21 protein-coding genes and 2 pseudogenes are annotated in these 26,166 nt (G+C 71.6%); 16 read left to right on the top strand and 7 right to left on the bottom strand.

What is annotated here, in order from left to right:
- Window positions 1–45: 45 nt before the first annotated feature.
- The 12 genes and pseudogenes from ABZS58_RS32100 (at window position 46) to ABZS58_RS32045 (ending at window position 12,836) form a co-directional block, all read left to right on the top strand.
- Window positions 46–975: a universal stress protein gene (locus ABZS58_RS32100; protein ID WP_354786988.1), complete on the top strand. Its 930-nt coding sequence runs from the start codon at window positions 46–48 to the stop codon at window positions 973–975.
- 133 nt (window positions 976–1,108) lie between these two features.
- Window positions 1,109–1,513, top strand: a pseudogene (locus ABZS58_RS32095) (CoA-binding protein); the annotation flags it as partial.
- Window positions 1,514–1,637: 124 nt separating this feature from the next.
- Complete coding sequence (locus tag ABZS58_RS32090; protein ID WP_354786987.1) at window positions 1,638–2,690, top strand: nitroreductase; 1,053 nt, start codon at window positions 1,638–1,640, stop codon at window positions 2,688–2,690.
- 63 nt (window positions 2,691–2,753) lie between these two features.
- Window positions 2,754–3,710, top strand: coding sequence for a universal stress protein (locus ABZS58_RS32085; protein ID WP_354786986.1), 957 nt, complete (start codon window positions 2,754–2,756; stop codon window positions 3,708–3,710).
- A gap of 73 nt (window positions 3,711–3,783) precedes the next feature.
- Window positions 3,784–5,250, top strand: coding sequence for an AMP-binding protein (locus tag ABZS58_RS32080; protein ID WP_354786985.1), 1,467 nt, complete (start codon window positions 3,784–3,786; stop codon window positions 5,248–5,250).
- Entirely contained in the window at window positions 5,247–6,260 is a 1,014-nt protein-coding gene (locus ABZS58_RS32075) for a nitroreductase (protein ID WP_354786984.1), read from the top strand. Before ABZS58_RS32080 ends, ABZS58_RS32075 begins: the two co-directional genes overlap by 4 nt.
- Before the next feature lie 108 nt (window positions 6,261–6,368).
- The gene (locus ABZS58_RS32070) at window positions 6,369–7,763 is read left to right on the top strand and encodes a cytochrome ubiquinol oxidase subunit I (RefSeq protein WP_354786983.1); all 1,395 of its coding nucleotides are present in this window, start codon (window positions 6,369–6,371) and stop codon (window positions 7,761–7,763) included.
- A gap of 12 nt (window positions 7,764–7,775) precedes the next feature.
- Window positions 7,776–8,780 carry a cytochrome d ubiquinol oxidase subunit II gene (cydB, locus tag ABZS58_RS32065; protein WP_354786982.1) on the top strand — a complete coding sequence of 335 codons (1,005 nt, stop codon included), beginning with the start codon at window positions 7,776–7,778 and terminating at the stop codon, window positions 8,778–8,780.
- Window positions 8,777–10,417 carry a thiol reductant ABC exporter subunit CydD gene (gene cydD / locus ABZS58_RS32060; RefSeq protein ID WP_354786981.1) on the top strand — a complete coding sequence of 547 codons (1,641 nt, stop codon included), beginning with the start codon at window positions 8,777–8,779 and terminating at the stop codon, window positions 10,415–10,417. Before cydB ends, cydD begins: the two co-directional genes overlap by 4 nt.
- The gene (gene cydC, locus ABZS58_RS32055; RefSeq protein ID WP_354786980.1) at window positions 10,414–12,228 is read left to right on the top strand and encodes a thiol reductant ABC exporter subunit CydC; all 1,815 of its coding nucleotides are present in this window, start codon (window positions 10,414–10,416) and stop codon (window positions 12,226–12,228) included. Before cydD ends, cydC begins: the two co-directional genes overlap by 4 nt.
- Window positions 12,229–12,267: 39 nt before the next feature.
- Window positions 12,268–12,507 (top strand): annotated as a pseudogene (locus ABZS58_RS32050) (MFS transporter); the annotation flags it as partial.
- The gene (locus ABZS58_RS32045) at window positions 12,504–12,836 is read left to right on the top strand and encodes a LuxR family transcriptional regulator (RefSeq protein WP_354786979.1); all 333 of its coding nucleotides are present in this window, start codon (window positions 12,504–12,506) and stop codon (window positions 12,834–12,836) included. The pseudogene ABZS58_RS32050 and the gene ABZS58_RS32045, both read left to right, overlap by 4 nt.
- Window positions 12,837–12,913: 77 nt before the next feature.
- Here ABZS58_RS32045 and ABZS58_RS32040 read toward each other — a convergent pair whose 3' ends face one another.
- Window positions 12,914–14,107, bottom strand: a complete 1,194-nt coding sequence (locus ABZS58_RS32040; RefSeq protein ID WP_354786978.1) for an HDOD domain-containing protein — start codon at window positions 14,105–14,107, stop codon at window positions 12,914–12,916.
- Window positions 14,108–14,545: 438 nt separating this feature from the next.
- Window positions 14,546–15,397, bottom strand: coding sequence for a universal stress protein (locus ABZS58_RS32035; protein ID WP_354786977.1), 852 nt, complete (start codon window positions 15,395–15,397; stop codon window positions 14,546–14,548).
- Window positions 15,398–15,650: 253 nt separating this feature from the next.
- Here ABZS58_RS32035 and ABZS58_RS32030 point away from each other — a divergent pair, with 253 nt between their 5' ends.
- The 3 genes from ABZS58_RS32030 (at window position 15,651) to pflA (ending at window position 19,526) form a co-directional block, all read left to right on the top strand.
- The gene (locus tag ABZS58_RS32030) at window positions 15,651–16,346 is read left to right on the top strand and encodes a CBS domain-containing protein (RefSeq protein WP_354786976.1); all 696 of its coding nucleotides are present in this window, start codon (window positions 15,651–15,653) and stop codon (window positions 16,344–16,346) included.
- A 109-nt stretch (window positions 16,347–16,455) separates the two neighbouring features.
- Window positions 16,456–18,714 (top strand): formate C-acetyltransferase, encoded by a 2,259-nt coding sequence (gene pflB, locus ABZS58_RS32025; RefSeq protein ID WP_354786975.1) that lies wholly within the window; start codon window positions 16,456–16,458, stop codon window positions 18,712–18,714.
- Entirely contained in the window at window positions 18,711–19,526 is an 816-nt protein-coding gene (gene pflA / locus ABZS58_RS32020; protein WP_354786974.1) for a pyruvate formate-lyase-activating protein, read from the top strand. The genes pflB and pflA overlap by 4 nt, the downstream gene beginning before the upstream one ends.
- A 41-nt stretch (window positions 19,527–19,567) precedes the next feature.
- On the opposite strand, the gene ABZS58_RS32015 is transcribed toward pflA, so the two are convergent.
- The 4 genes from ABZS58_RS32015 to ABZS58_RS32000 are packed head-to-tail and all read right to left on the bottom strand — an operon-like array spanning window position 19,568 to window position 22,973.
- On the bottom strand, window positions 19,568–20,482 hold the full coding sequence (locus tag ABZS58_RS32015) for a DUF1731 domain-containing protein (RefSeq protein ID WP_354786973.1): 915 nt from the start codon (window positions 20,480–20,482) through the stop codon (window positions 19,568–19,570).
- A complete protein-coding gene (locus tag ABZS58_RS32010; RefSeq protein ID WP_354786972.1) occupies window positions 20,479–21,225 on the bottom strand; it encodes a DUF2071 domain-containing protein in 747 nt (248 codons plus the stop codon). Before ABZS58_RS32010 ends, ABZS58_RS32015 begins: the two co-directional genes overlap by 4 nt.
- Window positions 21,226–21,284: 59 nt before the next feature.
- Window positions 21,285–22,013 (bottom strand): DinB family protein, encoded by a 729-nt coding sequence (locus ABZS58_RS32005; RefSeq protein WP_354786971.1) that lies wholly within the window; start codon window positions 22,011–22,013, stop codon window positions 21,285–21,287.
- Window positions 22,014–22,058: 45 nt separating this feature from the next.
- Window positions 22,059–22,973 carry a PaeR7I family type II restriction endonuclease gene (locus ABZS58_RS32000; protein ID WP_354786970.1) on the bottom strand — a complete coding sequence of 305 codons (915 nt, stop codon included), beginning with the start codon at window positions 22,971–22,973 and terminating at the stop codon, window positions 22,059–22,061.
- A gap of 164 nt (window positions 22,974–23,137) precedes the next feature.
- Here ABZS58_RS32000 and ABZS58_RS31995 point away from each other — a divergent pair, with 164 nt between their 5' ends.
- Window positions 23,138–24,817 (top strand): N-6 DNA methylase, encoded by a 1,680-nt coding sequence (locus ABZS58_RS31995; RefSeq protein ID WP_354786969.1) that lies wholly within the window; start codon window positions 23,138–23,140, stop codon window positions 24,815–24,817.
- A 12-nt stretch (window positions 24,818–24,829) separates the two neighbouring features.
- Here ABZS58_RS31995 and ABZS58_RS31990 read toward each other — a convergent pair whose 3' ends face one another.
- Window positions 24,830–25,846: a hypothetical protein gene (locus ABZS58_RS31990; RefSeq protein ID WP_354786968.1), complete on the bottom strand. Its 1,017-nt coding sequence runs from the start codon at window positions 25,844–25,846 to the stop codon at window positions 24,830–24,832.
- Window positions 25,847–26,166 lie beyond the last annotated feature (320 nt).

Raw genomic sequence — 26,166 nt, 5'->3', positions numbered from 1 at the left:
TGGATCTGAGCGGACGGACCTGACGGAAGAGGAGGGAGAGCCGGCATGGGTTACCAGTACGGACCCGTAGTCGTCGGCGTGGACGGATCCGCGGAGAGCATCGGTGCGCTGCGATGGGCGGCGGACGAAGCCTGCCAGCACACCCGGGAACTGCTCGCCGTCCATGCGTTCGACCCCGCGCTGCCGACCGGCGACGCGCCGGCGGAGCGTGCCGACATCGCCGTTCGGGCGGCGAACGAGGCGGTGCGGTGGCGGCCCGGCGTCTGCGCGACCGGCGTGACGGAGACCGGCGCCCCGGCGGACGTGCTGCGCCGCTACGCGGAGCACGCCCGGCTGGTCGTCGTGGCGAGCCACGGCCGCGACAAGAACGCGGCAGCGCCGCTCGGCTCCGTGTGTGCCGCGCTCTGTGTGCGCGCGGAGTGTCCGGTGCTGGTGGTCCACGGGGCACAACGCTGGGCCGACCCGTTCGCGGTGCTGCCCCGGACCGGTCCCGTGGTCGTCGGATTCGACGGCTCCGACTCGGCTCACCGGGCGCTTCGACTCGCGTTCGAGGAGGCGGCCAACCGCAGCCGGCGACTGGTCGTCATCCAGGCCTGGCAGCACCCGCAGCTGTGGCTTCCGGGCCGGCACCCGGGCGACGGCCAGCACCACGGCCCCGATCTGACCGCTGACGAGGCAGCCGTGCACGAGGCGCTGATGGCGGCAGCCGAACCATGGCGTGCGCGCCACCCAGCCGTCGAGATGGAGCTGCGCAGCGAGCCGGGCGACCCGGTCGAAGGTCTGAGCACCGCCTCACAGTGGGCGATGCTCATGGTGCTCGGCACCCGATGCCCCACCGACGCGGTCCAGCCTCCCAAGCCCTCGGTCATGCACCGCGTGCTGCGCGCGATCGTCTGTCCCGCCCTCATCGCGCACGGCACCGTCCGGCCGCGCAGCCGCCGCGATCCCCGCACCGCGCATTGGGCGGCGGCATGACGGCCGTCCGCCGGCCACCCGGCCGTGCCGCTCACCTGCCACCGATCCGGGACTTCCGGCACTGAACAACGCGCCGGCGTCGTGTCACATTTGGAGTGTCGCTGATCATGTTCACGGCGAGGAGTTGAGTGCGATGCGCACACCACGACAGGTGCTTGCCGACGCCCACACGATCGCGGTGGTGGGAGCCTCCCGCGACCCGCAGAAGCCCGCTCACTGGGTGCCGATGATGCTGCAGGAGCAGGGTTGGCGGGTCGTCCCGATCAATCCGCACGCCCAGCAGCTGTTCGGTGAGCACGCCTATGCGCGGCTGGCGGACGTCCCGGAACAGGTCGATGTGGTGGAGGTCTTCCGGCCGGCCGAGGAAGCCGAGGAACTGGTCCGGGAAGCTGCCGCTGTCGGCGCCAGAGCGATCTGGCTGCAGCTGGGCATCACCAACCACCGGGCACGGGAGCTCGCGGGCGAGCTCGGTCTCGACTTCGTCGAAGACACCTGCATGGGGATGGTGCGGGCGCTGGCTGACATGGTGCACGGCGGGGGTACGCCGCCCTGCCCGGTGTATCACGGCATCGAACCGGAACTGGAGCCGTCGCTGGCACCCGTCCAATCGCCATAGAACCCGGGACCGGGTCCGGGCAGACACTCCGGGAGGGACATTCCTCATGGCAGCGATCCGACACACCGACCCCGCCGCGGCGATCCAGGTGGAACCGGTCAGCCGCATCCTCGCGCGCGCGGCCGTGACCGCCCTGCGGGCACCGTCGATCTGGAACACCCAACCCTGGCATTGGCGCATCGAGCACGACACCGCCGAGCTCCGCGCGGACCGGCGCCGGCAGCTGAGCCCGGTCGACCCCGAGGGGCGGCTGCTGACCGTCAGCTGCGGGGTCGCCCTCCACCATGCCCGTGTCGCGCTGTCCGCCGACGGCGTCGGCGTGGCCGTCGACCGGCTTCCCCGTGCCGACGACCCCGACCTGCTGGCGACGCTGCGCTGCACCGGCCCTCAGGAATGGTCACCGGACGCGCAACGGCTCCGGCGGGCCCTCATGGTCCGGCGCACCGACCGGCGGCCGTTCGCCGACACCAGGATCCCGGAGCGGACCCTTGACCGCCTCCGCGCCGCCGCATCCGGTGCGGGCGCGCACCTGCAGCTCATCGGGCCGCAGGACCGCACCACCATGACCGTCGCCGCCGGTCACGCCGCCGCCGCCGAGCGCGCCGACCCCGCGTACCGCGCCCAGCTCGCCGCCTGGACGGGGGTCCGGATCGACGTCGGCGACGGCGTGCCGCTGGACACGATGGCGGCACTGGGTGCCCGGCCGGTGCCGATCCGCGACTTCACCGGCGCCGACGTCGGCCCCAGCATCTACAGCGGTGCCGAGCCGGTGGACCGCGGCGCCACCTACGGGCTGATCGTCACCGACATGGACGAGCCGGCGGGCTGGCTGGTGGCTGGTGAGGCGCTGTCCGCGGTCCTGCTGACAGCGACCACCGAGCGGTTGGCGACATCCGCGATGAGTGACCTCGTCGAGGTTCGCACCGCGCGGCTGCTGCTGCGACGCATGTTGGGCAACGTGGGCTATCCCGCCGTCGGCGTCCGGATCGGTGTCCCCGAGCCGGGTGCCGCGCCGCGGAGGGCGCCGAGGCGGGCGGCCGTGGAGGTCGTCGAAGTCGTCGGCGAGCCGGTGGAGCCACCCGGAGCGGCCGGCGACTGAGGTGGAGGCCCGCACACCCGACGGCCCGCGCGACCGCGCCAGGACTGGATGGAGGACGTCGCCATGAACCTCCCGTCGATCGAACCCGGAAGCGTCGTCGTCGGGGTCGGCGGCGCACCGGGCAGCGCTCTGGCCGTGCGGTGGGCGGCGGCTGACGCCGGACGCCGGGACCGGCGCCTGTATCTGTTGCACGCCGAGTTCGACTGGCAACAGTTCGCCTACCCGCGGCAGTTCACCGGCCAGGTGGAGAACGACAGCTACCTGCAGCAGGCGAGGCAGGTGTCGCAACAGGTCCTCGTCGAGGCGACGGAGCAGGCACTCGAGGTGCGGCCCGACCTTCGCGTCACCAACGTGACGGCGCTCCAGCCGGCCGTCCCGGCGCTGCTGGACGCCGCCCGGCAGGCCGCGCTGATCGTCGTCGGCAGCCACGGCGTCGGCGGCTTCGGCGCGCTGCTCGTCGGCTCCACCGTCACGCAGCTCGCCGCGCACGCCGACTGCCCGGTGCTGGTGGTTCGCGGGCTGCTACCACCGGGCAGCCGGGGCGGGCGGGACGGACCGAACGCCGGCCGGGTGGTCGTGGGGATCGACGGATCCCGCTCCGGTGAGGATGCGCTCGCGTTCGGGTTCGAGCAGGCCGCTGCCTGCGAGGCCGGCCTCACCGTCGTGCACGTCCACCGGCACCCGGAGGCGGGTGAACCCGGCGACACGACGCCGCCGGGGGACGACCCGGACGACCTGCACCACGCGGACCGGTGCGTGCTCGCCGGGTCACTCGCCGGCTGGCGGAAGCGGTATCCCGGCGTCGACACCCGCTTCGAGACGGTCTCCGGCCGGGTGAGCAGAGCACTCATCGACGCTTCGGCCGGTGCCCAGGTGCTCGCCGTCGGTGCACATGGCCGAGGCGGGCTCAGCAGGCTGATCCTCGGCTCCGTGAGCCGGGCCCTGGTCCACCACGCCATCTGTCCGGTCGCGGTCGTTCACCAGGCATCGCGAAGCATCACGGCGTCGCGCGGCCCGTAGCGGCCGACGCCACGGCCTGCGGCAGGGCACCGCCGCCACGGTTTCATCGGTTCGTCGAGGGGAAGCAGCCCGGATGGCGTACACACCGATCACCAAGACCGCGACCGTCGTGGCCCGCGCCAATCTCAGCGACTATCGGTGGGTACGGCACGACTTCACCTGGTCGGCGGCAAAACGCTGGCTGGCCGGCAGGCCCGACGGACAGGGCCTGAACATCGGCCGCGAAACGGTCGACAGGCACGTTCAGGACGGTCGCGCGGAGGCCGTGGCGTTGCGCTGTCTCGACCGTCGCGGCGGACATCGGGACGTGACCTACGGCGAGCTGATGCGACAGACCAACCGCTTCGCCAACGCGCTCGCCGCCCTCGGCGTCGCACCCGGCGAACGCGTGTTCGCACTCCTGGATCCCGGGCCGGAGCTGTACGTCGCGGCGCTGGGCACCCTGAAGTACACCGCGGTGCTGTCGCCGCTGTCCTGCGCGCTGGCGCCGGAGCAGATCCGGCGGCGGATGGTGCTGGGCGACGCGACCACGCTCGTCACGACCGCCGACCTGTACGAGCGGAAGGTGGCACCCGTCCGCGCGGAGATGCCGGCGCTGCGCCACGTGCTGGTCGAAGGGGACCGGCCGCCCGCCGGCAGCATCAGCCTGGAGCAGGCCACGGCAGCGGCGGACGACCGGTTCACCGTGCCGCCCACCGGTGCCCAGCAGACGGCGATGCTGCAGTTCACCCGCGGCACCACGGGAGCGCCCAAGGGCGTGTTCCACGCACACGAGGCGGTGGCCGCGCACCACGCGACCGCGCTCTACGCCCTCGACCTCCGACCGGACGACGTCTTCTGGTGCACCGCCGATCCGGGGGAGATGACCGGAACGTCCTACGGCATCATCGCCCCGTTGACCCACGGCGTCACCGTCCTGGTCGACGCCGGTGACCTCGACGCCGACCGGTGGCACACCAACGTGTCCCGGCACCGGGTCACTGTCTGCTACACCTCGCCCTCCACGGTGCGGACGCTGATGCGTCACGGCACCGAGCCGGCCGCGCGGCGCGATCCGTCAGCACTACGGTTCATCGCCTCGGGCGGCGAGCCGCTCGGCCCCGAGGCCGTGCTGTGGGGAACGCGGGCGCTCGGACAACCCGTCCACGACACGTGGTGGCAGACCGAGACGGGCGCCATCATGATCAGCAACTTCGCCGGCGTGGACATCCGGCCCGGCGCCATGGGACTGCCTGTGCCGGGCGTCGAGGTCGGCCTGCTGCACCCCGAAGGAGGTGGGCGCCCGCGGGTGCGGGACGGCGCCGTCACCGTGATCGATCGGCCCGACGCGGTCGGCGAGCTCGCCCTACGGTCCGGCTGGCCGTCGATGTTCCGCGGCTACCTGCACGACGACGCCCGCTACGAACAGTGCTTCGCCGATGGCTGGTACCGCACCGGCGACCTGGCCAGCCGCGACAGCGACGGATACTACTGGTTCGCCGGCCGGATCGACGCCGCCATCGGGCTGCCCACCCCGTCGACTCTGGAGGCCCCGCCATGACGACGACACACGAGAACGCGGCGTTTCCGACGCAGACAACGGCACTGCACCGAGCCGCCGAGGAAGCCGGCCACGCGCCGTCGATCCTGAACACCCAGCCCTGGCGGTGGCACATCCACGACGATGCCCTCGACCTGTACGCGGACACGACCCGGCAGCTCGGCGCGACAGACCCCCAGGGGCGGCTGCTGACGCTCAGCTGCGGCGCCGCCCTGCACCACGCCCGGGTGACCCTGGCGGCCAACGGGTTCGAACCTGTTACAGATCGCCTGCCCGACCCCGATCATCCGGCCCTCCTCGCCCGGATACGAGCCGGTCGGCCACAACCGGCCGGCCCTGACGACGCGAGCGCGTACCGGGCGATACGACGGCGACACAGCGACCGGCGCCGGTTCAGCTCCACCCGCGCGGTGAACGCCGGCGAACTGGCCGTGCTGCGCGCGGCGGCCGAAGCCGAACACGCCCGCCTGTACCGGATGACCCCCGATGACATCGAGTTTCTGGCACATGCCACCCAGCGCGCTCGGGTCATCGGCGCGAAGGACGAGCGGCGCGTCGTCGAACAGTACGCGTGGACGCACCGCGAGCCGGGCAGCGCGGACGGCGTCCCGGGCGACACCGTCCCGGCAGCCGCTGCCCGGCCCGTGCCGGTGCGTGACTTCGACCTCGGCGGCGAGGCGACCCTCGATCCGGGCTCGGAGGACGACCGCAACACCGAGTACCTGATCATCGTCACGGACCACGACCGTCGCGCGGACTGGCTCGCCGCAGGCGAAGCGACCAGCGCGGTGTGGCTGGCCGCCACCGCCCAGGGGCTGGCCGCGTCGCCGATGAGCAGCGCCGTCGAGATCCCCGGCGCCCGGGCACTGCTCGCCGGCCTCGTCGATCCCGCGGGCCATCCGCAACTCGTGCTCCGCGCCGGGATCGGCCCCGAACCGGCCCCGCTCCCGCCGAGCCCCCGCCGCCCGTCCCGCGACGTCATCGACACCGGGGAACCACCGGGTCGGTGAGCCGCGCTGCCGCGTCAGGGTCCGTCGCGCGGGCACGGGCCCGACGGTCCCGCCCGGACGTGCCGTTCGGCCCTGATGCGGCACCTGCCGGCTCATGAGAATCGGGGCATGGACGCGCTGGATCTCGCGCGGTGGCAGTTCGCGATCACCACCGTGTACCACTACCTCTTCGTGCCGATGACCATCGGCCTGTCGGCGCTCGTCGCCGGGCTGCAGACCGCCTGGGTGCGGACCGGACGCCCGGAGTACCTGCGCGCGACGAAATTCTGGGGAAAGCTGTTCCTGATCAACTTCGCGATGGGCGTCGTCACCGGCATCGTGCAGGAGTTCCAGTTCGGCATGAACTGGAGCGCCTATTCGCGGTTCGTCGGGGACATCTTCGGCGCCCCGCTGGCCATCGAAGGTCTCCTGGCGTTCTTCCTCGAGTCGACGTTCCTCGGGCTGTGGATCTTCGGCTGGGACCGGCTGCCGAAACGCGTCCACCTGGCGGCGATCTGGCTCGCGTCGATCGGCACCATGCTCTCGGCGTACTTCATCCTCGCCGCCAACTCCTGGATGCAGCATCCCGTCGGGTACACGCTCAACGCCGAACGCGGCCGGGCGGAGCTCACCGACATCGGTGCCGTCCTGACGAACTCGACGACCCTCGTGACGTTTCCGCACACCGTCACCGCATGCTTCCTCACCGCCGGGGCGTTCATGCTGGCCGTGAGCGCCTGGCACCTGCGCCGCCGCAACCAGGCCGACGTGTTCCGGCCGGCACTACGACTCGGCGCCTGGGTGGTGCTCGTCGCCGGCGTCGGTGTCCTCATCACCGGTGACCTGCAGGCGCGGGTGATGACCGAGCAGCAGCCGATGAAGATGGCCGCGGCCGAGGCGCTGTACCAGACGGACAAGCCCGCCTCGTTCTCGATCTTCACCATCGGCTCGCTCGACGGGCGCGAGGAGGTCGCGAGCGTACGCATCCCGTCGCTGCTGTCGTTCATGGCGACCGGCAGCCCCGGCGGCGAGGTGGAGGGGATCAACGACCTGCAGCGGCAGTACGCCGAACGCTACGGCGACGGCGACTACGTGCCCTACGTGCCGGTCACCTACTGGTCGTTCCGCCTCATGATCGGGTTCGGCGTCCTCGCCATGGCCGTCGCCGCGGTCGCGTTGTGGCGCACCCGCAAGGGGCGGCTGCCTGACAGCCGCTGGCTGTGGGCCTCGGCCGTCGCGACCGTCGCCATGCCCCTGCTCGCCAACTCGTTCGGCTGGATCTTCACCGAGGTCGGCCGCCAGCCATGGACCGTCTTCGGCATCTTCAAGACCTCGCAGAGCGTGTCGCCGGCGGTCTCCGCGAGCACCGTCGCGACGTCGCTCATCGTGTTCACGCTCCTGTACGGCGCGCTCGCCGTCGTCGAACTGATGCTGATGCTGCGGTACGCCCGGGCCGGAGCACCCGAAATCGTCGTACCTCACGACGAAGATGACGAAGACCGTCCGCTGGCGTTCGCGTACTAGAGGGAAACGACAATGGAACTCACCACCGTCTGGTTCGCGCTCATCGCTGTGCTCTGGTCCGGCTACTTCCTCCTGGAAGGGTTCGACTTCGGCGTGGGCATGCTGCTGCCGGTGCTCTCCCGCGACGAGCGGGAGCGGCGCCTGCTCATCAACACCATCGGCCCCGTCTGGGACGGCAACGAGGTCTGGCTCCTCGTCGCCGGCGGCGCGACCTTCGCCGCGTTCCCGGAGTGGTATGCCACGCTGTTCTCCGGCTTCTACCTGCCGTTGCTGATCATCCTCGTCGCGCTCATCCTGCGCGGGCTCGCCTTCGAATACCGCGGGAAAATCGACAACCCGCGATGGAGGAGCCGCTGGGACCTGTGCATCATCGTCGGAAGCCTCGTCCCGGCACTCCTGTGGGGCGTCGCGTTCGGCAACATCGTCCGAGGCGTGCCCATCAACGCCGAGCACGAGTACGTCGGCACGTTCTTCACCCTCCTCAATCCCTACGCACTGCTCGGCGGCCTCACGACCCTGTCGCTGTTCGCGCTGCACGGCGCCGTGTTCCTGGCGTTGAAGACCGACGGAGACGTCCGGGCCAGGGCCGGACGCCTCGCGTTCCGGCTCAGCCTGCCCGCCGTGCTCGTCGCCGCCGCATTCCTGCTGTGGACACAGCTGACCCACGACGACGCGTGGGGCTGGGCGCTGTCCGCCGCGGCCGCCGCGACGCTGATCGGTGCGGTCCTCGCCACACGGGCCCGCAAGGAAGGATGGGCGTTCCTGGCCACCGGGGCGACCCTCGTCCTCGCCGTCGCCGCCCTGTTCGTCACGCTGTTCCCCGACGTCATGCCGACCACCCTCACCAGCGGCGACAGCCTCACCGTGACCAACGCGTCCTCCACGCCCTACACCTTGAAGGTCATGACCTGGGTCGCGGTCTGCTTCACGCCGATCGTGCTGGGCTACCAGTCGTGGACCTACTGGGTGTTCCGCCGGCGGCTGCGGGTCGAGCACATCCCGGCGGCCCGCCCGTGAGGCCCCTGGACCCGCGTCTGCTGCGCCACGCCCGGGCGACCCGCACCTACCTGGCACTGTCCGTCGTCCTCGGCCTCGCCCTCGCCGCGCTGGTCGTGGCGCAGGCGACCCTCCTCGCCGACGGCATCACCGCCGTCTACCTGCACGGCGCCGACGTGGCCCGGATCGCGCCGACCCTCGCGTGGCTGGCCGCCGTCGTCGTGCTGCGGGCGGGGGTCGCCTGGGCGCAGGAGGTCTCCGCCGCCCGGTCGGCGGCCGCCGTGAAGCGCCAGCTGCGGTCGCGGCTCCTCACCCACGTCGCGGCCCTGGGGCCGGGCGCCGCCGGCACCGGCACCGGCGAGGTCGCCACCCTCGCCACACGAGGGCTGGACGCGCTGGACGCCTACTTCGCCCGGTATCTGCCGCACCTCGTCCTCGCCGCCCTGGTGCCGGTCGTCGTGCTCGCCCGTATCGCGCCCGCGGATCTCGTCGCCGCCGGCACGATCGCTGTCACCCTGCCGCTCATCCCGGTCTTCATGGCCCTGGTCGGGATGCACACCGAAACGGCGAACCGGCGCCAGTTCCGGCTCCTGGCCCGGCTGTCGCACCACTTCCTCGACGTCGTCGCCGGCCTGCCGACCCTGCGGATCTTCGGACGCGCCAAACGGCAGGCCGGGATCATCGCCCGCATCAGCGCCGAGCAGCGCGCCACCACCATGCGCACACTCCGGGTCGCGTTCCTGTCATCGCTCGTCCTGGAGCTGCTCGCGACGCTGTCCGTGGCGCTCGTCGCGGTCGGCATCGGGCTGCGCCTCGTCGACGGCAGCCTCGGCCTCGCCACGGCGCTGCTCGTGCTGATCCTCGCCCCCGAGGCCTACCTGCCGTTGCGCCAGGTCGGCGCCAACTACCACGCCAGCGCCGAAGGACTCGCCGCCGCCACGTCGGTGTTCGAGATACTCGAACAGCCGCTGCCGCCGCGCGGGACCGCACCCCCACCGGCCGGCACCATGCGGTTCGAGAACGTCGTCGTCCGCCACGAGGGCCGGTCCGACGCGTCGCTGCCGTCGTTCACCGCCGAGATCCACCCCGGCGAGGTGGTCGCACTGACCGGTCCCAGCGGCTGCGGCAAGTCCACGGCCCTGGCCGTGCTGCTCGGATTCGCCGCCCCGGGCACCGGCAGCGTCACCGTCGGCGGTCACGACCTGACGACCGTCGACCCCGACGAGTGGCGGCGAGGGGTCGCGTGGCTGCCGCAGCGGCCCTGGCTCAGCACCGGCACCATCGCCGACAACATCCGCCTCGGCGCACCCGGCGCCACAGCGGAGTCGCTGCGGCGTGCGGCGGCGCAGGCCGGCGCGCTGGAGTTCATCGACGCGCTGCCGGAGGGGATGTCGACCAGGCTCGGCGACGACGGCGCCGGCCTGTCCGCCGGGCAGCGCCAGCGCATCGCGCTGGCCCGCGTGTTCCTGCGGGACGCCCCGTTGGTCCTGCTCGACGAGCCGACCGCCAACCTCGACGCGGAGACGGAGGCGGGCATCCTCGCCGCGATCCGCACCCACGCCGCCGGCAGGACCGTCATCATGGCGGCCCACCGGCCGGCGCTCATCGCCGTCGCCGACCGCAGCATCCCGGTCGGACGCACGGCGGTGGCGGCATGACCACCGTCGACCGCGCGGGCCGCGCCGAAACGCCGACCGGCAGGGCACCTCGCAACGGCGCCCGGGTGTCCCGCCGGCACCGCAGCGGTCACGCCACCGGTGCCGCGGGCCGTCAGGAAAGCGGCGGCCATGCCGGCCTCATCACCGGTGTGCTGCGGCTGTGCCGGCCTGCCGCCGGTCAGCTCGGCCTGGCCCTGCTCGCCGGGGTCGGTGCGGCCGGTGCCGGGGTCGGGCTGATGGCGACCTCGGCGTGGCTCATCTCGCGCGCCGCCCAGCACCCGCCGGTGCTGCACCTCATGGTGGCCATCGTCGCCGTCCGGGCGTTCGGCATCGGCCGCGGCGTGCTGCGCTATGTCGAACGGATCGCCGGCCACGACGCCGCGCTCCGCGTACTGGGCGGGCTGCGGGTCCGCACGTACCGGCGGCTGGAGCGCCTCGCGCCGGCCGGCCTCACCGCGTTCCGCCGCGGCGACCTCGTCGCCCGCCTCGTCGACGACGTCGAGTCGGTGCTCGACGTCATCGCGCGCGTGCTGCTGCCCATCGCCGTCGCGGCCGTCACCGGCGCCGCCACGGTGCTGCTCATCGGCAACCTGCTGCCGGTCGCGGGCGCGGCACTCGCCGCGAGCCTGCTCGCCGTCGCGGTCGGGGTGCCGCTGGTGCAGGCGGCGGCCGTCCGTCGTGCCGACGCCCGGCTCGCGCCGCTGCGTGGTGCGCTGGCCGCCGGCACCGTCGATCTGCTGCAGGGGCTGCCCGACCTCATCGCGCACGGCGCCGTCGGGCGCGCGCTGACCGCGCTGGACCGCACCGACCGGCAACTGCTCACCGCTGCCCGCCGCTCCGGCGCCGCCGCCGGCGTGTCGGCGGCGGTCACCGCATCATGCACCGGGCTGAGCGTCCTGGCAGGCCTCGCCGCCGGTGCCGTCGCGGTCCGGGCCGGCGCTCTGCCGGGCGAGCTGCTCGCCGTCGTCGTGCTGACCCCGCTCGCCGTCTTCGAGACCGTCGGCACGATCCCCGCCGCCGCGCAGCGCCTCGCCGCGGCCCGCTCCGCGTTGGGGCGGCTCGCCGAGATCGCCGTCGCCGCGGACCCGGCGCCCGACCCTGCCGCGCCGGTGCCGCTGCCGGACGGCCCGCCGACCGTCCGCCTGGAGGGGGTGTCCGCCGGTTGGACGCCGGGACAGGTCGTGCTCCGCGACGTGTCCCTCACGCTTCGCCCGGGCCGCCGGGTCGCGCTCGTGGGACCGAGCGGCGCGGGCAAGAGCACGGTTGCGGCACTGTTGCTGCGATGGCTCGATCCGCTCACCGGGCGGGTGACGCTCAACGACGTCGACATCCGCGACCTGCGCGGCGACGACGTGCGTCGCACCGTCGGATACCTGGGCGACGACGTGTATCTGTTCGACACGACCATCGAGGAGAACCTGCGCGTCGGCCGCCCCGCCGCGACCGCGGCCGAGCTCGAGACGGCCCTGGCCGCCGCGCGGCTGCTGGACTGGGTCCGGACCCTCCCCGCCGGACTCGGCACGCCCGTGGGTGAGCACGGTGTCACGTTGTCCGGCGGCCAGCGCCGCCGGCTCGCGCTCGCCCGCGTGCTGCTGGCCGACTTCCCGGTCCTGATCCTCGACGAGCCGACAGAACACCTCGACGACGGCACCGCCGCCGAACTGACCCGCGACCTGCTCGCCGCGTCCGGGGCCCGGGCGGTCCTGCTCATCACCCACCGCACGGACGGCCTCGACGACGTCGACGAGGTCGTCACGCTGCTGCCGGCCCGCCAGGACGGATCGCGCGCGTCCACAGCGAAGCACGGCTGATCACCGAGGGGTATGTGCCGTGCCGGGGCCGGCGGCGCCGTCTTCGCCCTCGTCGGCAAGGTCGCGCCCGCGGACAAGGTCGGCGCCGTCACCGGCGTCGTCGGTGCCGCGGGCGGGCTCGGCGGGTTCGTCCCTCCGCTCATCATGGGCTGGGTGTACGGGGTGGAAGGCTCGTACTCGATCGGCCTGATGCTGCTGTCGGACGTGGCCCTCGCCGCCGCCGTGTACACCGCCGTCAAGATGAGCACCCTCGCCCGCCGAGTACAGGAGCCCGCATGAACCCGTCATCGTTGCCGTCCCTCGTCGAGCAGCACCTGACCACCGCCCGCGGCGCCGCCGGCGGGCGTAGCGCCCAGACCCTGTACGGCGGCCACGGCAGCGCCCTGCACCAGACGCTCATCGCCCTGGCCGCCGGGCGGCGGCTCGACGAGCACGAGAACCCGGGCGAGGCGACGCTGCACGTGCTGCACGGCCGGGTCCGGCTCGCCAGCGCCGCCGGCAGCGCCGAGGGCGGCGCCGGGGACCTGCTCGTGATCCCCGACGCCCGGCACAGCCTGGAAGCCCTCGAGGACGCCGCCGTCCTGCTCACCGTCGCCAAGCCCCGCTGACGGTCGCCGCTTCGCGCGGCCGCTGACCGCGGCGGCGCACCGGTGTCTGCCGGGCGGGCCGCCCGGGCCGGTGGGTCTCAGTTGGAGCGGATCGCCTGCGCCGTCCGGGTGGCCCAGGCCAGGGCCGCCAAGTGCTGGCCGAGGATGTCGCCGTCCGAGCCGGCCGGCGGCGGGGTCCCGTGGGCGTGGGCCTGGACGGTGGCGAGGACGTGGCCCAGGGGACCGGTGCCGTGCAGGAGCGCATCGCTGACGGCGGGCGCCAGGGGCAGCGAGCCGGCGAGGGCGCTGACCGGCATGCCGAGCAGCCCGGCGACGGCGTCGAGCAGGCCCGCGGTGAACGCCTCGTCGCCGGCGAGGCCGGCGCTCTCGGCGATCAGCCGGCACAGCTGCGCCTGGACGAGGATGTCGGCGGTCTGCTCCTCCCCGGCCTCGGTGAGGTCGCCGATGAGCATGAGGGTCACCCAGTTGCGGATCTGGGCGGCGCCGAGCATGACGACGGCCTCGTGCACCGATGACACCCGGTGCGCGGTGCCGGCCGCGGCGGTGTTGACCGCCTTCAGCATCCGGTAGCTCAGCGCCGGGTCGCCGGACACGATGGACACGATCCGGTCCAGGCCCACGTCCGGCGCCATGAGCAGGCCGAGCAGGTGCACGCAGCGCAGCCGCGACGCGCTCAGCGTGCGGGCCGACACGACCGCCGGGCGGCTCAGGGCGTACCCCTGGAACAGCTCGAACCCGAGGGCGTGCGCCTCGGCGACGTCGTCGGCGGTCTCCAGGCGCTCGGCGACGAACCGCAGGTGCGGGTGCGCGGCCCGCACGTCGAGGATCGCCTGCCGCTGCTCGGCGGTCGTGCCGAGGAAGTCGACCTTCACGTAGCTCGCCAGGCCGAACAGGCGCTCGTGCCCGGAGCCGGACACGAAGTCGTCGAGGGCGATGACGTAGCCGCGGTCTACCAGGGCGGCGACGCCCTGCACGATCCGGTCGTCGACGTCGACCGTCTCCAGGACCTCCAGCACGGCGTGCTCGGGCGCGAACGGCACGGGCAGCTCGCCGAGGAGGAAGTCCGCGGTCAGGTTGATGAAGCACGGCCGGCTGCCAGCGAGCTCGTCCAGGCCGACGGTGGTGAACGCGGCGACCATCACCTGGCTCGTGGCGAGGGCGCCGCCGTTCGTCGCGGAGCTGGCCCCCGGCGCGTTGCGGAACAGCAGCTCGTACGCGGCGATGTCGCCCTGCCGGTCGTAGATCGCCTGCCGGCCGACGTGGACATCCATGACCTCAGGTATGACGTTCGACATTCGCTTCCCGATCGGTATCCGGCAGAACACTCTGTGTCACCAATAGTGTCTGGTCCGGCCCGGCAGCGGCGACCGCCGAACGTCCACGCCCGCCGCCGACCGGTGTCCACCGGTCGGCGGGCCAGGTGCCCGCGATCGGAGGACTTTCGGCCCGTGTGCCGAGACCGGCGCCGGATCAGGGTCCATGAGGAGCTTGTGCGGGTGGCGCCCGGGGTCGACGTGCAGACGATGATCGGGCCACGGGCCACGGGCCACGGGCCACGGGCCGCGGGCCGCGGGGTGCGGGGTGCGTTGCCGTGGTCGTCATGATTCGACCGGGGCGCCACCGGTGGCCTGCGCAGTGGCGAAGGTCCCGCCGTGGCGGGACCTTGCCGTTCGCCCGGTGGCGGTCGCGTGCCGCCGGGCGCGGACGGTTCACCTGGCCGCGGGCGTGTGGGCGATCAGCACCGGGCATTCCGAGTGCTGCATCAGCTGCTGCCCGACCGAGCCCAGCAGCAGTCCCGTGAAGCCGCCGTGCCCGCGGCTGCCGACCACGACGAGCTGCGCCGTGTGTGAGGCGCCGATGAGCACCTTCGCGGCCCTGCCGGCGGTCACGAGCGCTTGCACCTTGACGCCGGGGTACTGCTCCCGCCACCCGTCGAGGGACGACTCGAGCGCGGCCCGCTCCACCTCCGCGGCGGCGTCCCGTGGGACGAGCACCGTCGACGGCGGCTCGTAGGCGCGGATCGCGACGACCTCGGTGCTCCGCCGCGCGGCGGCGTCGAACGCGAGCCGCAGCGCCACCTCCGCTGACGCTGAACCGTCCACCCCGACGACGACCGGCCCGGTGACCGCGTCGCAGTGCCCGCGCACGACGACGACCGGCGTGCGGGCGTGCGTCGCGACCTGCTGGCTCACCGAGCCCAGGAACAGGTTGCTGACGCCGCCGGCACCGCGGTTGCCGACGACGAGCAGCGCGGCGGTCTCGCTCACGCCGAGCAGGCCCGCCGCGCCCGGCGCCTCGATCGCGACGCCGACGACGTCGAGGCCGTCGTGGTGTTCGCGGACACGCGCGGCGGCGTCGGCGACGAGTTGCTCGCCGGCCCGCTCCACGGCCTCGATCAGTTCGGCCGTGACGTCGTAGTACACGCCGGGCCATGAGACGTGGTAGCCGTGCACGATCTGCAGCTGCGCCCGCGTCCGAGCGGCCTCGTCGGCGGCCCAGTCCACCGCTCTGCCCGCCTCATCGGATCCGTCGTAGCCGACGACGATGCGTTGTGTGTTCATGATGCCCTTCCTTGTCGGGGTCGACGGCTGCCGGAGCCGGTCGCGGAGACCGCGGATCTGTCGCAGCGCACCTCCAAAGGGTCCGATTCGATGCTAGGCACGGGTTTCCGGCCGCGGACAGGGTCGAAGGACCCGGCTGCGCGGGCCGGTCGAACGGCACCCGCGGAGGTGCCGTTGTGCCCTGCTGCCGGGTGTCCGGCGAGCCGTACGGTCGGGTCAGCAGACAGCGGTGGAAGTGAGCAGGAGGCGGGCAATGGGACGCTGGAATGTCGCCGACGTGATGACGATCGGCGCGATATCGGTGCAGGAGGACACGCCGTTCAAGGAGATCGTCGACCTCCTGGAGGCGCATGAGATCAACGCCGTGCCGGTGGTCGACGGGCACGACCGGGTCGTCGGTGTGGTGTCGTCGGCCGACCTCGTGCCGAAGATCGAGTTCGCCGGCGACGACGACCATCTGCGACTGTTCGAGAACCGGCACACCCGCCAGGCCCGCGGCAAGGCGCACGCGACCGCCGCGGGCGAGCTGATGAACGCCCCCGCCGTCACCGTCATGAGCACCACATCCGTGGTCGCGGCCGCACGGATCATGGAGGGCGCGGAGCTCAAACGCCTCCCGGTCGTCGACGGCCTCGGCCGCCTCATCGGCATGGTGACCCGGCGGGACCTGCTGAAGGTGTTCCTGCGCACCGACGCCGAGATCCGCGGCGAGATCCTCGCAGAGGCCGTCGACGACCTTGTCGGAGTCGACCGGTCACAGCTCCGCGTCGAGGTCGACGACGGCATCGTCACCCTGCTGGGGCAGGTGGAGCGCGGGTCGCTGGTCCCGGCGCTCGTCCGGCGGATCGAGCGGGTCGACGGTGTCGTGGACGTCGTCAGCCACCTGTCGTTCGATGTGGACGACACCGGCGACCAGCCGCAGGGCTACCGGGCACCGGTCATGTTCTGACCGGTGCCACGTGACCGGTGTCCCGGGGCGGCGGGACTTCCGGCCCTGCCGCCTCCGTCCGCGCCCGGCAAGGCTTGCACCGCAGCGGGAAAGAGCTTTGGAGGATCCGATGACCACCATCAGCGCCGAAACCACTGCCGGGCTCGCCGCCTGGCGTGGCTTCCGTGGCGGCTCGTGGCGTGACCAGGTCGACGTGGCGGGGTTCGTGCGGGCCAACGTCCGCCCGTATGACGGCGACGAGGGGTTCCTGGCCGGCCCGACACCGCGGACCACCCACATCTGGGGGCTGCTGACCGCGATGTTCCCGCAGGAACGCGAACGCGGCATCCACGACGTCGACGTGCACACCCCGGCGTCGATCACGGCCCACGCGCCCGGCTACATCGACCGTGAGTGCGAGCTCATCGTCGGCCTGCAGACCGACGCCCCGCTGCGCAGGGCGATCATGCCGTCCGGCGGGCTGCGGATGGTGGAGAACGGCCTGAAGGCATACGGCTACGAGCTCGACCCGCTCGTCAGGGAGATCTTCACCAGGTACCGCAAGACGCACAACGCGGCCGTGTTCGACGCGTACACGCCGCAGATCCTCGCCGCCCGCAGGGCGGGCATCATCACGGGCCTCCCGGACGCGTACGGGCGGGGACGCATCATCGGCGACTACCGCCGGGTCCCGCTGTACGGCGTCGACTTCCTCATCGCCGAGAAGCGCCGCGACAAGGCGTCGCTGGACGAGCACGCCGCGACCGCCGACGTCATCCGTGACCGGGAGGAGCTCGCCGAGCAGCTGCGCGCCATGGAGGAGCTCAAGAGCATGGCCGCCGGCTACGGCCACGACATCGCCGGCCCCGCCCGCACCGCGCGGGAGGCCGTGCAATGGCTGTACTTCGCCTATCTCGCCGCCGCCAAGGAGCAGAACGGCGCGGCGATGTCACTCGGCCGCACCTCGACGTTCCTCGACGTGTACCTGGAGCGGGACCTCGCCGAAGGAGCGCTGACCGAGTCCGGCGCGCAGGAGCTCGTCGACGACTTCGTCATGAAGCTGCGCATCATCCGGTTCCTGCGGACCCCCGAATACGACCAGCTGTTCTCCGGCGACCCGACGTGGGTCACCGAGTCGATCGGCGGGATGTCCGCTGACGGGCGGACCCTCGTCACCAGGACGTCGCTGCGCTATCTGCAGACGCTGTACAACCTGGGTCCGGCACCCGAGCCGAACCTGACCGTCCTGTGGTCGCCGGCGCTGCCCGAGCCGTTCAAACTGTTCTGCGCGAAGGTGTCGATGGACACCAGCGCCATCCAGTACGAGAACGACGACCTGCTGCGCCGCTACAGCGACGACGACACCGCCATCGCCTGCTGCGTGTCGGCGATGCGCGTCGGCAAGGACATGCAGTTCTTCGGCGCGCGGGTCAACATCGCCAAGGCGCTGCTGTACGCCGTCAACGGCGGCCGCGACGAGATGAGCGGCATCCAGGTGGCACCCGCGAGCCCGCCCGTCACCGGGGACGTCCTGCGCTACGACGACGTCCTCGCCGCGTTCGACCGGACACTGGACTGGCTGGCCCGCACCTACGTCGACGCGCTCAACATCATTCATTGCATGCACGACAAGTACGCCTACGAGCGGATCGAGATGGCGCTGCACGACTATCCGGTGCGCCGGTTCCTGGCCTGCGGCATCGCCGGGCTCTCCGTCGCCGCCGACAGCCTCGCCGCGATCCGGTACGCGAAGGTCACGCCGGTCCGCGACGCCACCGGCCTGGTCGTCGACTACGTCGTCGACGGGGAGTATCCGGCCTTCGGCAACGGCGACGACCGCGCCGACAGCATCGCGGTGTGGCTGGTCGAGACCTTCATGGACAAGGTCCGTGCCAATCCCAGCTACCGCGACGCGATCCACACCCAGTCGGTGCTCACGATCACCTCGAACGTCGTGTACGGCAAGCACACCGGCAACACGCCCGACGGCCGCCGTGCCGGTGAGCCGTTCGCGCCCGGCGCCAACCCGATGAACGGCCGCGACACGCACGGCATGGTCGCCTCGGCGCTGTCGGTGGCGAAGCTGCCCTACCCGGCGGCCCGCGACGGGATCTCGCTCACCAGCACGGTCACCCCCGACGGTCTCGGTCGCGCCGACGCCGAACGGGTCGTCAACCTGGCCCGCATCCTCGACGCCTACACCGGCGCCGGCGGGTTCCACCTCAACGTCAACGTGCTCGACCGGGCGACACTGCTGGACGCGATGGAGCACCCCGAGCGGTACCCGCAGCTGACGGTCAGGGTCTCCGGGTACGCGGTCAACTTCGTCAGGTTGACCCGCGAACAGCAGCGCGACGTCGTCAACCGCACCTTCCACGGTTCGGCATGAACCATGTGACCGCCCCGTCCTCTGCCCCCCGGGACGGGACGACCCGGCCGGACGCCGCCACCGCTCCCCCCGGCTGGTGGCGTCCGGTCCCGGGCCGGCTGCACTCATGGGACGTCTCCACCGGCGTCGACGGGCCGGGCACCCGTTTCGTGGCGTTCCTCGCCGGGTGCCCGCTGCGGTGCCTGTACTGCCAGAACCCCGACACCTGGCGCATGCGCGACGGCACCGCGACCACCGCCGGCACGGTCATGGGACAGGTCGAACGGTTCGTCGCGTTCGTCCTGACCACCGGCGGCGGCATGACCGTCAGCGGCGGTGAGCCGTTGCTGCAGCCCGCGTTCACCCGTGCGCTCTTCACCGGGGCGAAGGAGCTCGGCCTGCACACCGCCCTGGACACCTCCGGCGCGCTCGGCGCGCGGGCCGGCGACGACCTGCTCGCCGTCACCGACCTCGTCCTGCTGGACATCAAGTCGTGGGACCCGGCCCACTACCGTCGCCTCACCGGTGGTCCCATCGGGCCGACCCTGGACTTCGCGCGGCGCCTCGCCGTCCGCGGCACCAGGGTCTGGCTCAGATATGTGCTCGTCCCCGGACTCACCGACGACCCGGCCGACGTGGACGGCGTCGCCGGGTTCGCCGCGGGGCTGGGCAATGTGGAACGCGTCGACGTCCTGCCGTTCCACCGGCTCGGCGCCGCCAAGTACGACAGGCTCGGCGTCTCGTTCGCGCTCCGCGACACCCCGCCCCCTGACGGCGCTCTCCTGACCCGGGTCCGCGACACCTTCACCGCTGCCGGACTCACCGTGTACTGACGACCGTGCCCGCCACGGCCGACCACGAGGGCTCCGGGCGCTCAGCCGCGAGTGGCCGGGCGCGTGGTGAGCAGGTCGGCCACCGCGCCGCCGAGCTCGGGGTGGGCGAATTCGAAGCCTGACCGCAGCAGCCGGGCCGGGACGCAGCGACGGCCGGTGAGTGCCAGGGCCGGATCGGTGCGCAGCACGCGGGCGCCGAGCCGGACCAGCGGCGCGGGCGTCGGCGGCGCGGGCGGGCGGTGCAGTGCCCGCCGGAGCGTGGCCATGAGCTCGGCGTTGCGCACCGGCCGCGGCGACGTCGCGTGGACGACACCGCCCAGCGCACCGTCGTCGAGGCAGCGGCGCACGATCGCGAGCATGTCGGTGACGTGCAGCCAGCTGACCCACTGCCGTCCGTCGCCGACCCTGCCGCCCAGCCCCCAGCGCGCGAGGCCCGTCAGGCGCCGCATCGCCGGGGTGCCGGACTCCAGGACGATCCCCGTGCGCAGGACGACCCGGCGGCCCGCGGGCGCGTCCGCCGCCGCCTCCTCCCAGGCGGTCGCGACCCCGGCCATCTGCGGCGGCCCGGCGGCCACGGGCGCGGCCTCGTCGAGGACCGCGTCGCCGGCGTCGCCGTAGATGGCGAGGGTGCTCATCTGTATCCACACCGGCACCTCGACAAGGGCGGCGGCGCGGACGAGCGCCCGGGTCGGGTCGACGCGGGACCTGGTCAGCAGCGCGACGTTCGCCGGGGTCGGCGGCCGGTCGACCAGGGCACCGCACAGGTTGACGAGCGCGGCGCCGGCGAGCTCACCGGCCCAGTCGCCCACGGTCCCGCCGTCCCAGCGCACCCACCGGCCGGAGCCGGGCGCGGCCGGCGACCGGCTCAGCACGACGACCTCGTGTCCGCGGCCGGTCAGGTCCCGCGAGACGGCCCGCCCGAGCCCGCCGGACCCGCCCGCGACGACGACCTTCACGCCGCCACCCGCATTGCCGCCACCCGCATCGAGGGCAGCGGGTCCCATACGACCGGCACGTCCCGCATGAGCAGCGCGCAGTCCAGCGTCGCCGTGCCGGCCGGGAAGCGGGCCCGGTCGTCGAAGAAACTCGACGCCGCATCGAGCACCTCGACCGGCTCGACGCTCCACGCGTCGGTCCCCAGCCGCAGCCCCTCCAGGCGGCGTGCGTCGCCGGTGGCGGAGTAGCCGTCGGTGTCCTGGCGGAAGAACTCGGACGCTTCGCCGAGGTCCGCGAACAGCTCGCCGCCCGTCCAGCCCGCTGCCGCCCTGACCCGCACGTCCGCGTGGGCCGTCGCGTCGGTGCTGGCGAACGCCACCCGCAGGTCTGACGCCGTCTCCTGGGTGTCGAACCGGGCGCGGTGGTGCTCGCCGGGGAAGAGCCGCCCGCCGAGCGCCGCGTTGGCGAGGGAGCCCGTGTCCCGGCGGGGGATGTAGACCCCGCTCCGGGTCCCGGCGCCGGTGTCCCACTCCACGGCGATGCGGTGCGCGGCGTTCTCGCTGCGCAGCCCCACCACCGCCGGCATGTGCCGGGGCCGCAGCCGCCCGAGGCGGATCAGGCAGATGCCCGCCACCGCCCAGCCGTTGACCAGCCGGGGCCGCAGCGGCGCCGGCAGCAGCCGGGCGGTGGTGTCCGGGTCGGTCCGGTAGTTGACCAGCAGGCGCCGCTCGACGACGCCGGTCAGGGGAGGTGGTTGCAGCATGACGCCTCCAGGTGTTGAGCGATCGCTCAACTGGAGTCTGCCATGTTTTGAGCAACTGCTCAAGAAGTGACGGCGTCCAGGTCACGGACGGCGTACCGGTGGTGCTCCCACTCCTCCTCGAGGATCACGTGCAGGCAGTGCAGCACCGTCTCCTCGCGCTCGGGCGCGTGCGGGTTGCGGCGCGGCTCGGCGAGCACCTCGGGCGTGACGGTGGCGAGGAACTCGCCGACCATCGCCATGCGGCCGGCCCGGACCTCCAGGACCTCGGCGTAGGACGGTGTGACGGGCGGGAGGGAAAACTCGGCGCCCGAATACAGCAGGCCGATCGGATGCATGGGCTCGTCGAGGTCCAGGACCGCCTTGCCGAGCCACAGGTCCGTGGCGAGGACCAGGTGCCGCAGCGTCTGCGCGAACGACCACTCGCCGTCCACCGGCCGGTCGACCGTGCCGTCGGGCATTGCCGCGACCCGCTCGACGGTCGCCGCCCACGTCGACCCGACGGCCGCCCAGGCCGCCCGCAGCCCGTCCGGATCGCCCGCCTGCCGTTCGGCGCGGCCGGGGAATCGGCGGTTGAGCTCGGCCTCGACGAACGGCAGCACGTCGACGCCGTTGACGAGCAGGACGTTGCCGCCCTCGAACAGCCACGGCGAGTCGAGCTCCACCCGTTGCAGCTCGACGCCGCGCAGCATCGCGCCGGACAGATCCGAACCAGTGAAGCGGGCACCTCGTAGGTCCGCGTCGGTGAAGCGGGCGTCCCGTAGGTCGTCGGAAGGGCCGAATGTCGTCATGGCCCAGTGTCTCAGGCCCACGACCTGCCGTAGGTGCGAGGTGTGTCAGAACAACTTGGGTTCGGACACAATCACCGTGTCGCCGGGGGAGTAGAAGGCTCCGACCTGTTCTGCCAATGCTGCCGCGAAATTGGCGTGTCCGAGGTTGGTGGTGTCGAGCTCGTACCAGGCGAATTCGTGTGCATGGTCCGGTGCCGAAAGACCCTCTATGGGGAGGGGGTCGTCTCGGTATTTCGATTTCAGCTGCGGACACCTGGTCGGCTTCTCGGGAGTGCCGGGGCAGTCGGGCCGGCTTGTCGCGACTGCCCACGCAGCACCGTAGTAGCCGTCCGCGACCAGTCTTGTGCACAAAAGCCGGACCCGGTCGACGTAGGACCAGTGCTCGTACACAGAGTCCCGCGGGTACATCGAACTCTCGGTCGACCCGCCGCGCCGCCGGGAGGTCAAATCATCTTCGATGACATACACGTAGCCAAGCCATGGACGCCCCGGGATGAGGAGTGCATCGCAGGCCCGCTTCAGGTCGACGGCGCTGCCGATCGCCTCCTCGACCCGATTGTTTGCATTGTTGCTGTAGGAGGGGCCATTCTGGCTCTTCAGCTCGACAGCAACGATCGGCCGCTCTCTGTGGTAGACGACCAGGTCCCACTCTTTGGTCGGCCGGAAGTAACCAGGAAAAGTGATCGCTGTTCTGCCGGACAGTCGCCTGCGGGGGCGACCGGCCGCTCGCGCGCCCTGCGGCGTTCTGTAGAACACCTGGTCCGCGGGTGCGCCGGCAGTGATGCAGACCTGTGCGAGATGGGCGGCAAGGCTGTCCAGGTGAACTCCGGAGGTTGCGGTGGAGCGCTCCCCCGTGTCGTCGATCAAGCCGTCCTGCTGCTGCTTCTCCTTGGCGGCGCGCCTGCTGGCCCAGTAGTCCTTCAAGGCCGTCTCGATTGCCTTGTGCTGCTCGGGAGTCACGGTCCTGCCCAGCGGCTAAGCATCCCGGCACTTTACTGTGCCGCCACAAGCCCATGCAGTCGTCCGGCCGCCAGACAGTCTCGCCTCGTCGCTTACCGCGCCGGTTCGGTGACGCAGACCGCATGCTGCCGGGAGTTGCCGTCGTATTGGACTACGGTGGCCGTGTGGCGATCACGACGGAGGGCCCGGCCGTAGCACCCGGGGTTCAAGCAGGCGCTTTACCGCAGCATGGCGAGGTGTTCACGCGTCGCTGGGTGGTGGAGCTGATCCTCGACCTGTCGGACTACACCGTCGAGAAAGATCTTGCCGCACTGACCCTTCTGGACCCGGCCGTCGGCGGTGGCGCGTTTCTCATGGTCGCGCTCGAGCGTCTGCTTGCCTCCCGCGCCATTCATCGTCAAACGAACCCATGGTCGACGCTGCGAAACGCGATCGTGGCTGTCGACGTCCAGCCGCGTCATGTCGCCTCCTGTCAGGAGGCCGTCATCGCCCGCCTGCGTGACGAGGGCTGCCCGGAGTCCGCCGCGCGGCACCTCGCGTCGACATGGATCAGACGCGCGGACTTCCTCTTGGATGACGTGACCGACGGTCCAGTCCACGTCGTGGTTGGCAACCCACCCTACGTGCGTATCGAGGATCTTCCAGGCGAGACGCTTACGGCATACCGCAAGGCGTGCCCAACCATGACGGGCAGGGCAGACCTGTACATCGGCTTCTTCGAGCGGGCTCTGGACCTGCTGGCGCCCGATGGGCGACTCGGGTACATCTGCGCCGATCGGTGGATGCGCAACCAATACGGCCGAGCGCTGCGCAAGAAGGTCGTCACAGGCGAGTTCGCCATCGACACCTGTCTGATCATGCACGGCGTCGCCGCATTCGAGGAGGACGTCTCGGCCTATCCGGCGGTGACGATCATCCGACGGGGCGTCCAGGGTGAGGTTGTCGCGGGCGACGCGGGCGACGACTTCAACGAGGACGGCGCCGCCCAGTTCATGAAGTGGGCGGCGAAACGCAACGACGCGACACCGTTCGCGACACGCTCTGCCGTCGCTGCTCGCCTTCCGCACTGGCACACCACGACCGAATCGTGGCCTGATGGCAGTCCTGCGACACTGGCATGGTTGGAAGATCTCGGCGACCGGCTCCCAGTGCTGGAGGACGAGGAGACAGGCACACGGATCCGGATCGGAGTGGCCACCGGCGCGGACGCGGTGTATGTGACCCAGGACGCCACAGCTGCGGAACCGGAGCGGATGCTGCAACTGGCCATGCCTGCCGACATCAAGTCGGGCACCTTCGCGTGGACCGGACACTATCTCGTCAACCCTTGGGACGAGGACGGACTGGTCGACCTCGAAGCATGGCCGAAGCTTGAGGAGTATCTGCGCCGTCATGGGACCGCAGTTCGTGGCCGTGCGGTCGCCAAGAACAACAAGCAACGTTGGTATCGCACGATCGACCGGGTCACGATGTCGGTGACCAAGAAGCCCAAACTGCTTCTGGAAGACCTCAAGGCCAGGGCCAGTCCCGTGCTGGAGCCCGGCGGCCACTACCCGCACCACAACCTCTACTACCTGGTGTCCGACGGTTGGGATCTGGAGGTGCTGGGAGGGCTGCTGCTGTCCGAAGTCGTTGAGCGACAGGTAGCCGCATACTGTGTGAAAATGCGTGGCCGTACCCTACGGTTCCAGGCCCAATACCTTCGGCGGGTTCGGGCACCTCGACCCGGAGACATCGGCGACGACGTCAAGGATGCGCTCAGGAAGGCGTTCGCCGACCGCGACCGCGGTGCCGCGACGGCTGCAGCGTTGAGCGCCTACGGCATGGACACGATGCCGCAGTAGAAATCCGTGGCGCTACCGTTCGCCGTCGGCCGATGCGGCTTTCAGTCGCTGCCTGGCTTCGACATGGAACGTGATCGGGCTGCTTTTCAGTACACGACGGACCATGACGTCGAAGAAGCGTGCCGGGTCGAGTTCTGGGGGCACGTGGTCGAAACGCAGTTGTACCGCAGGCAGGCTGGAAAGCTGTGTGTCAAGGTCATTTTCCCGCATGTCCGCCGCCTCGCCGGCGTCGACCGGTGCCCGCTGGACACCTGCGGCGACCAGCGGGTCCGCGGAGCCGTCGTCGGCGGAGTCGGCATCCGGTGCGGCCTCCCACTCGGGAACGATCAGACCGACGGCGTGGTAAGCGTCGTCCTCCTGGCCGAGCTTTGTCAGTAGGTCAACGAGCCACTCCGCCTTTTCCGGCTCGAGGGTGAACGCCGTTGCCCGCAGCCCGTACAGGAAACCGAGTGCGGCTTGCGGATAGCGCAACCGAAGATTCTTGGCGTCGCCGTAGCTCTCCTCCACGCGATTTGCCGCGTTCTTCCCGAATGACGAGTCCATCCGTTTCGTGGAGATCAGCAGTTCAGGTCCGGTGTTCCAGGCGCTGACGACAACGTCGACCTGCTTGACATAGTTCTTGCCAAGAATGTTCGCGCTTGCGCTGCCTACGCCTCTGCCCGCGGCGACGTGTGCTGCGAGCTCGGTTCTGAGAGCGCCCGGCAGATCTCTGGCTCGCAACAATGCCTGGATCTCCGTAGGAAGCACCCGAGGGGCCTGCGCCCGGGGCCATACTGCGTCCGCTTCAAGTCCGCAGCGTCTGAGCTCGAACGCCACCCATACGTCCAGCGCAAGAGCTGGAACACCGGACTGACTGTTCGCCGACAACATCAGCGGCACGCCCAGCAGGCGCCGGAGCGTGCCGTAGTCCGGCATGTATTGCGCCGGAGCGTCCGGTCGGGCGTGCCAGGGCGTCGCGTATCCGTCCTCGGAGGCTGTAGCGACGATTCTGTCGAACAGCGCCCATGCACGCGCACGAACCGAGGTCATGTCTCTCCTGCAGGTGGCGACGGCAGCAAGCGGTGGTCGTATGAGACCTGCCCGGATGACGGCTGCCACAGCATAGCCGCGCGACCTCACAGGTACCTGCGCGACATCCGCAATCAGTCGCGCCGGGGTCGCTGCCAAGGTGTCGGCGCTCTCGGCGCAATGCCTCGTTCGCCGAGCCGAGTGCGGACGGGGTGCGGTGCGGCCCGTCAATGCGACACGGTGCCACTAGCCCGGGTCTTTCGTTAAGGGCTGCCCATATGCTGGGTCGAATGGGAACAGGTGCCGTCTGAGCTGGGAAGATAGGACTTGTCGAGGGTCCT

Source organism: Dactylosporangium sp. NPDC005555 (assembly GCF_040605635.1).
GTDB lineage: Bacteria > Actinomycetota > Actinomycetes > Mycobacteriales > Micromonosporaceae > Dactylosporangium.
The sequence above is the reverse complement of the archived record's forward strand: the minus strand, read 5'-3'. Positions and strand labels throughout refer to the sequence as shown.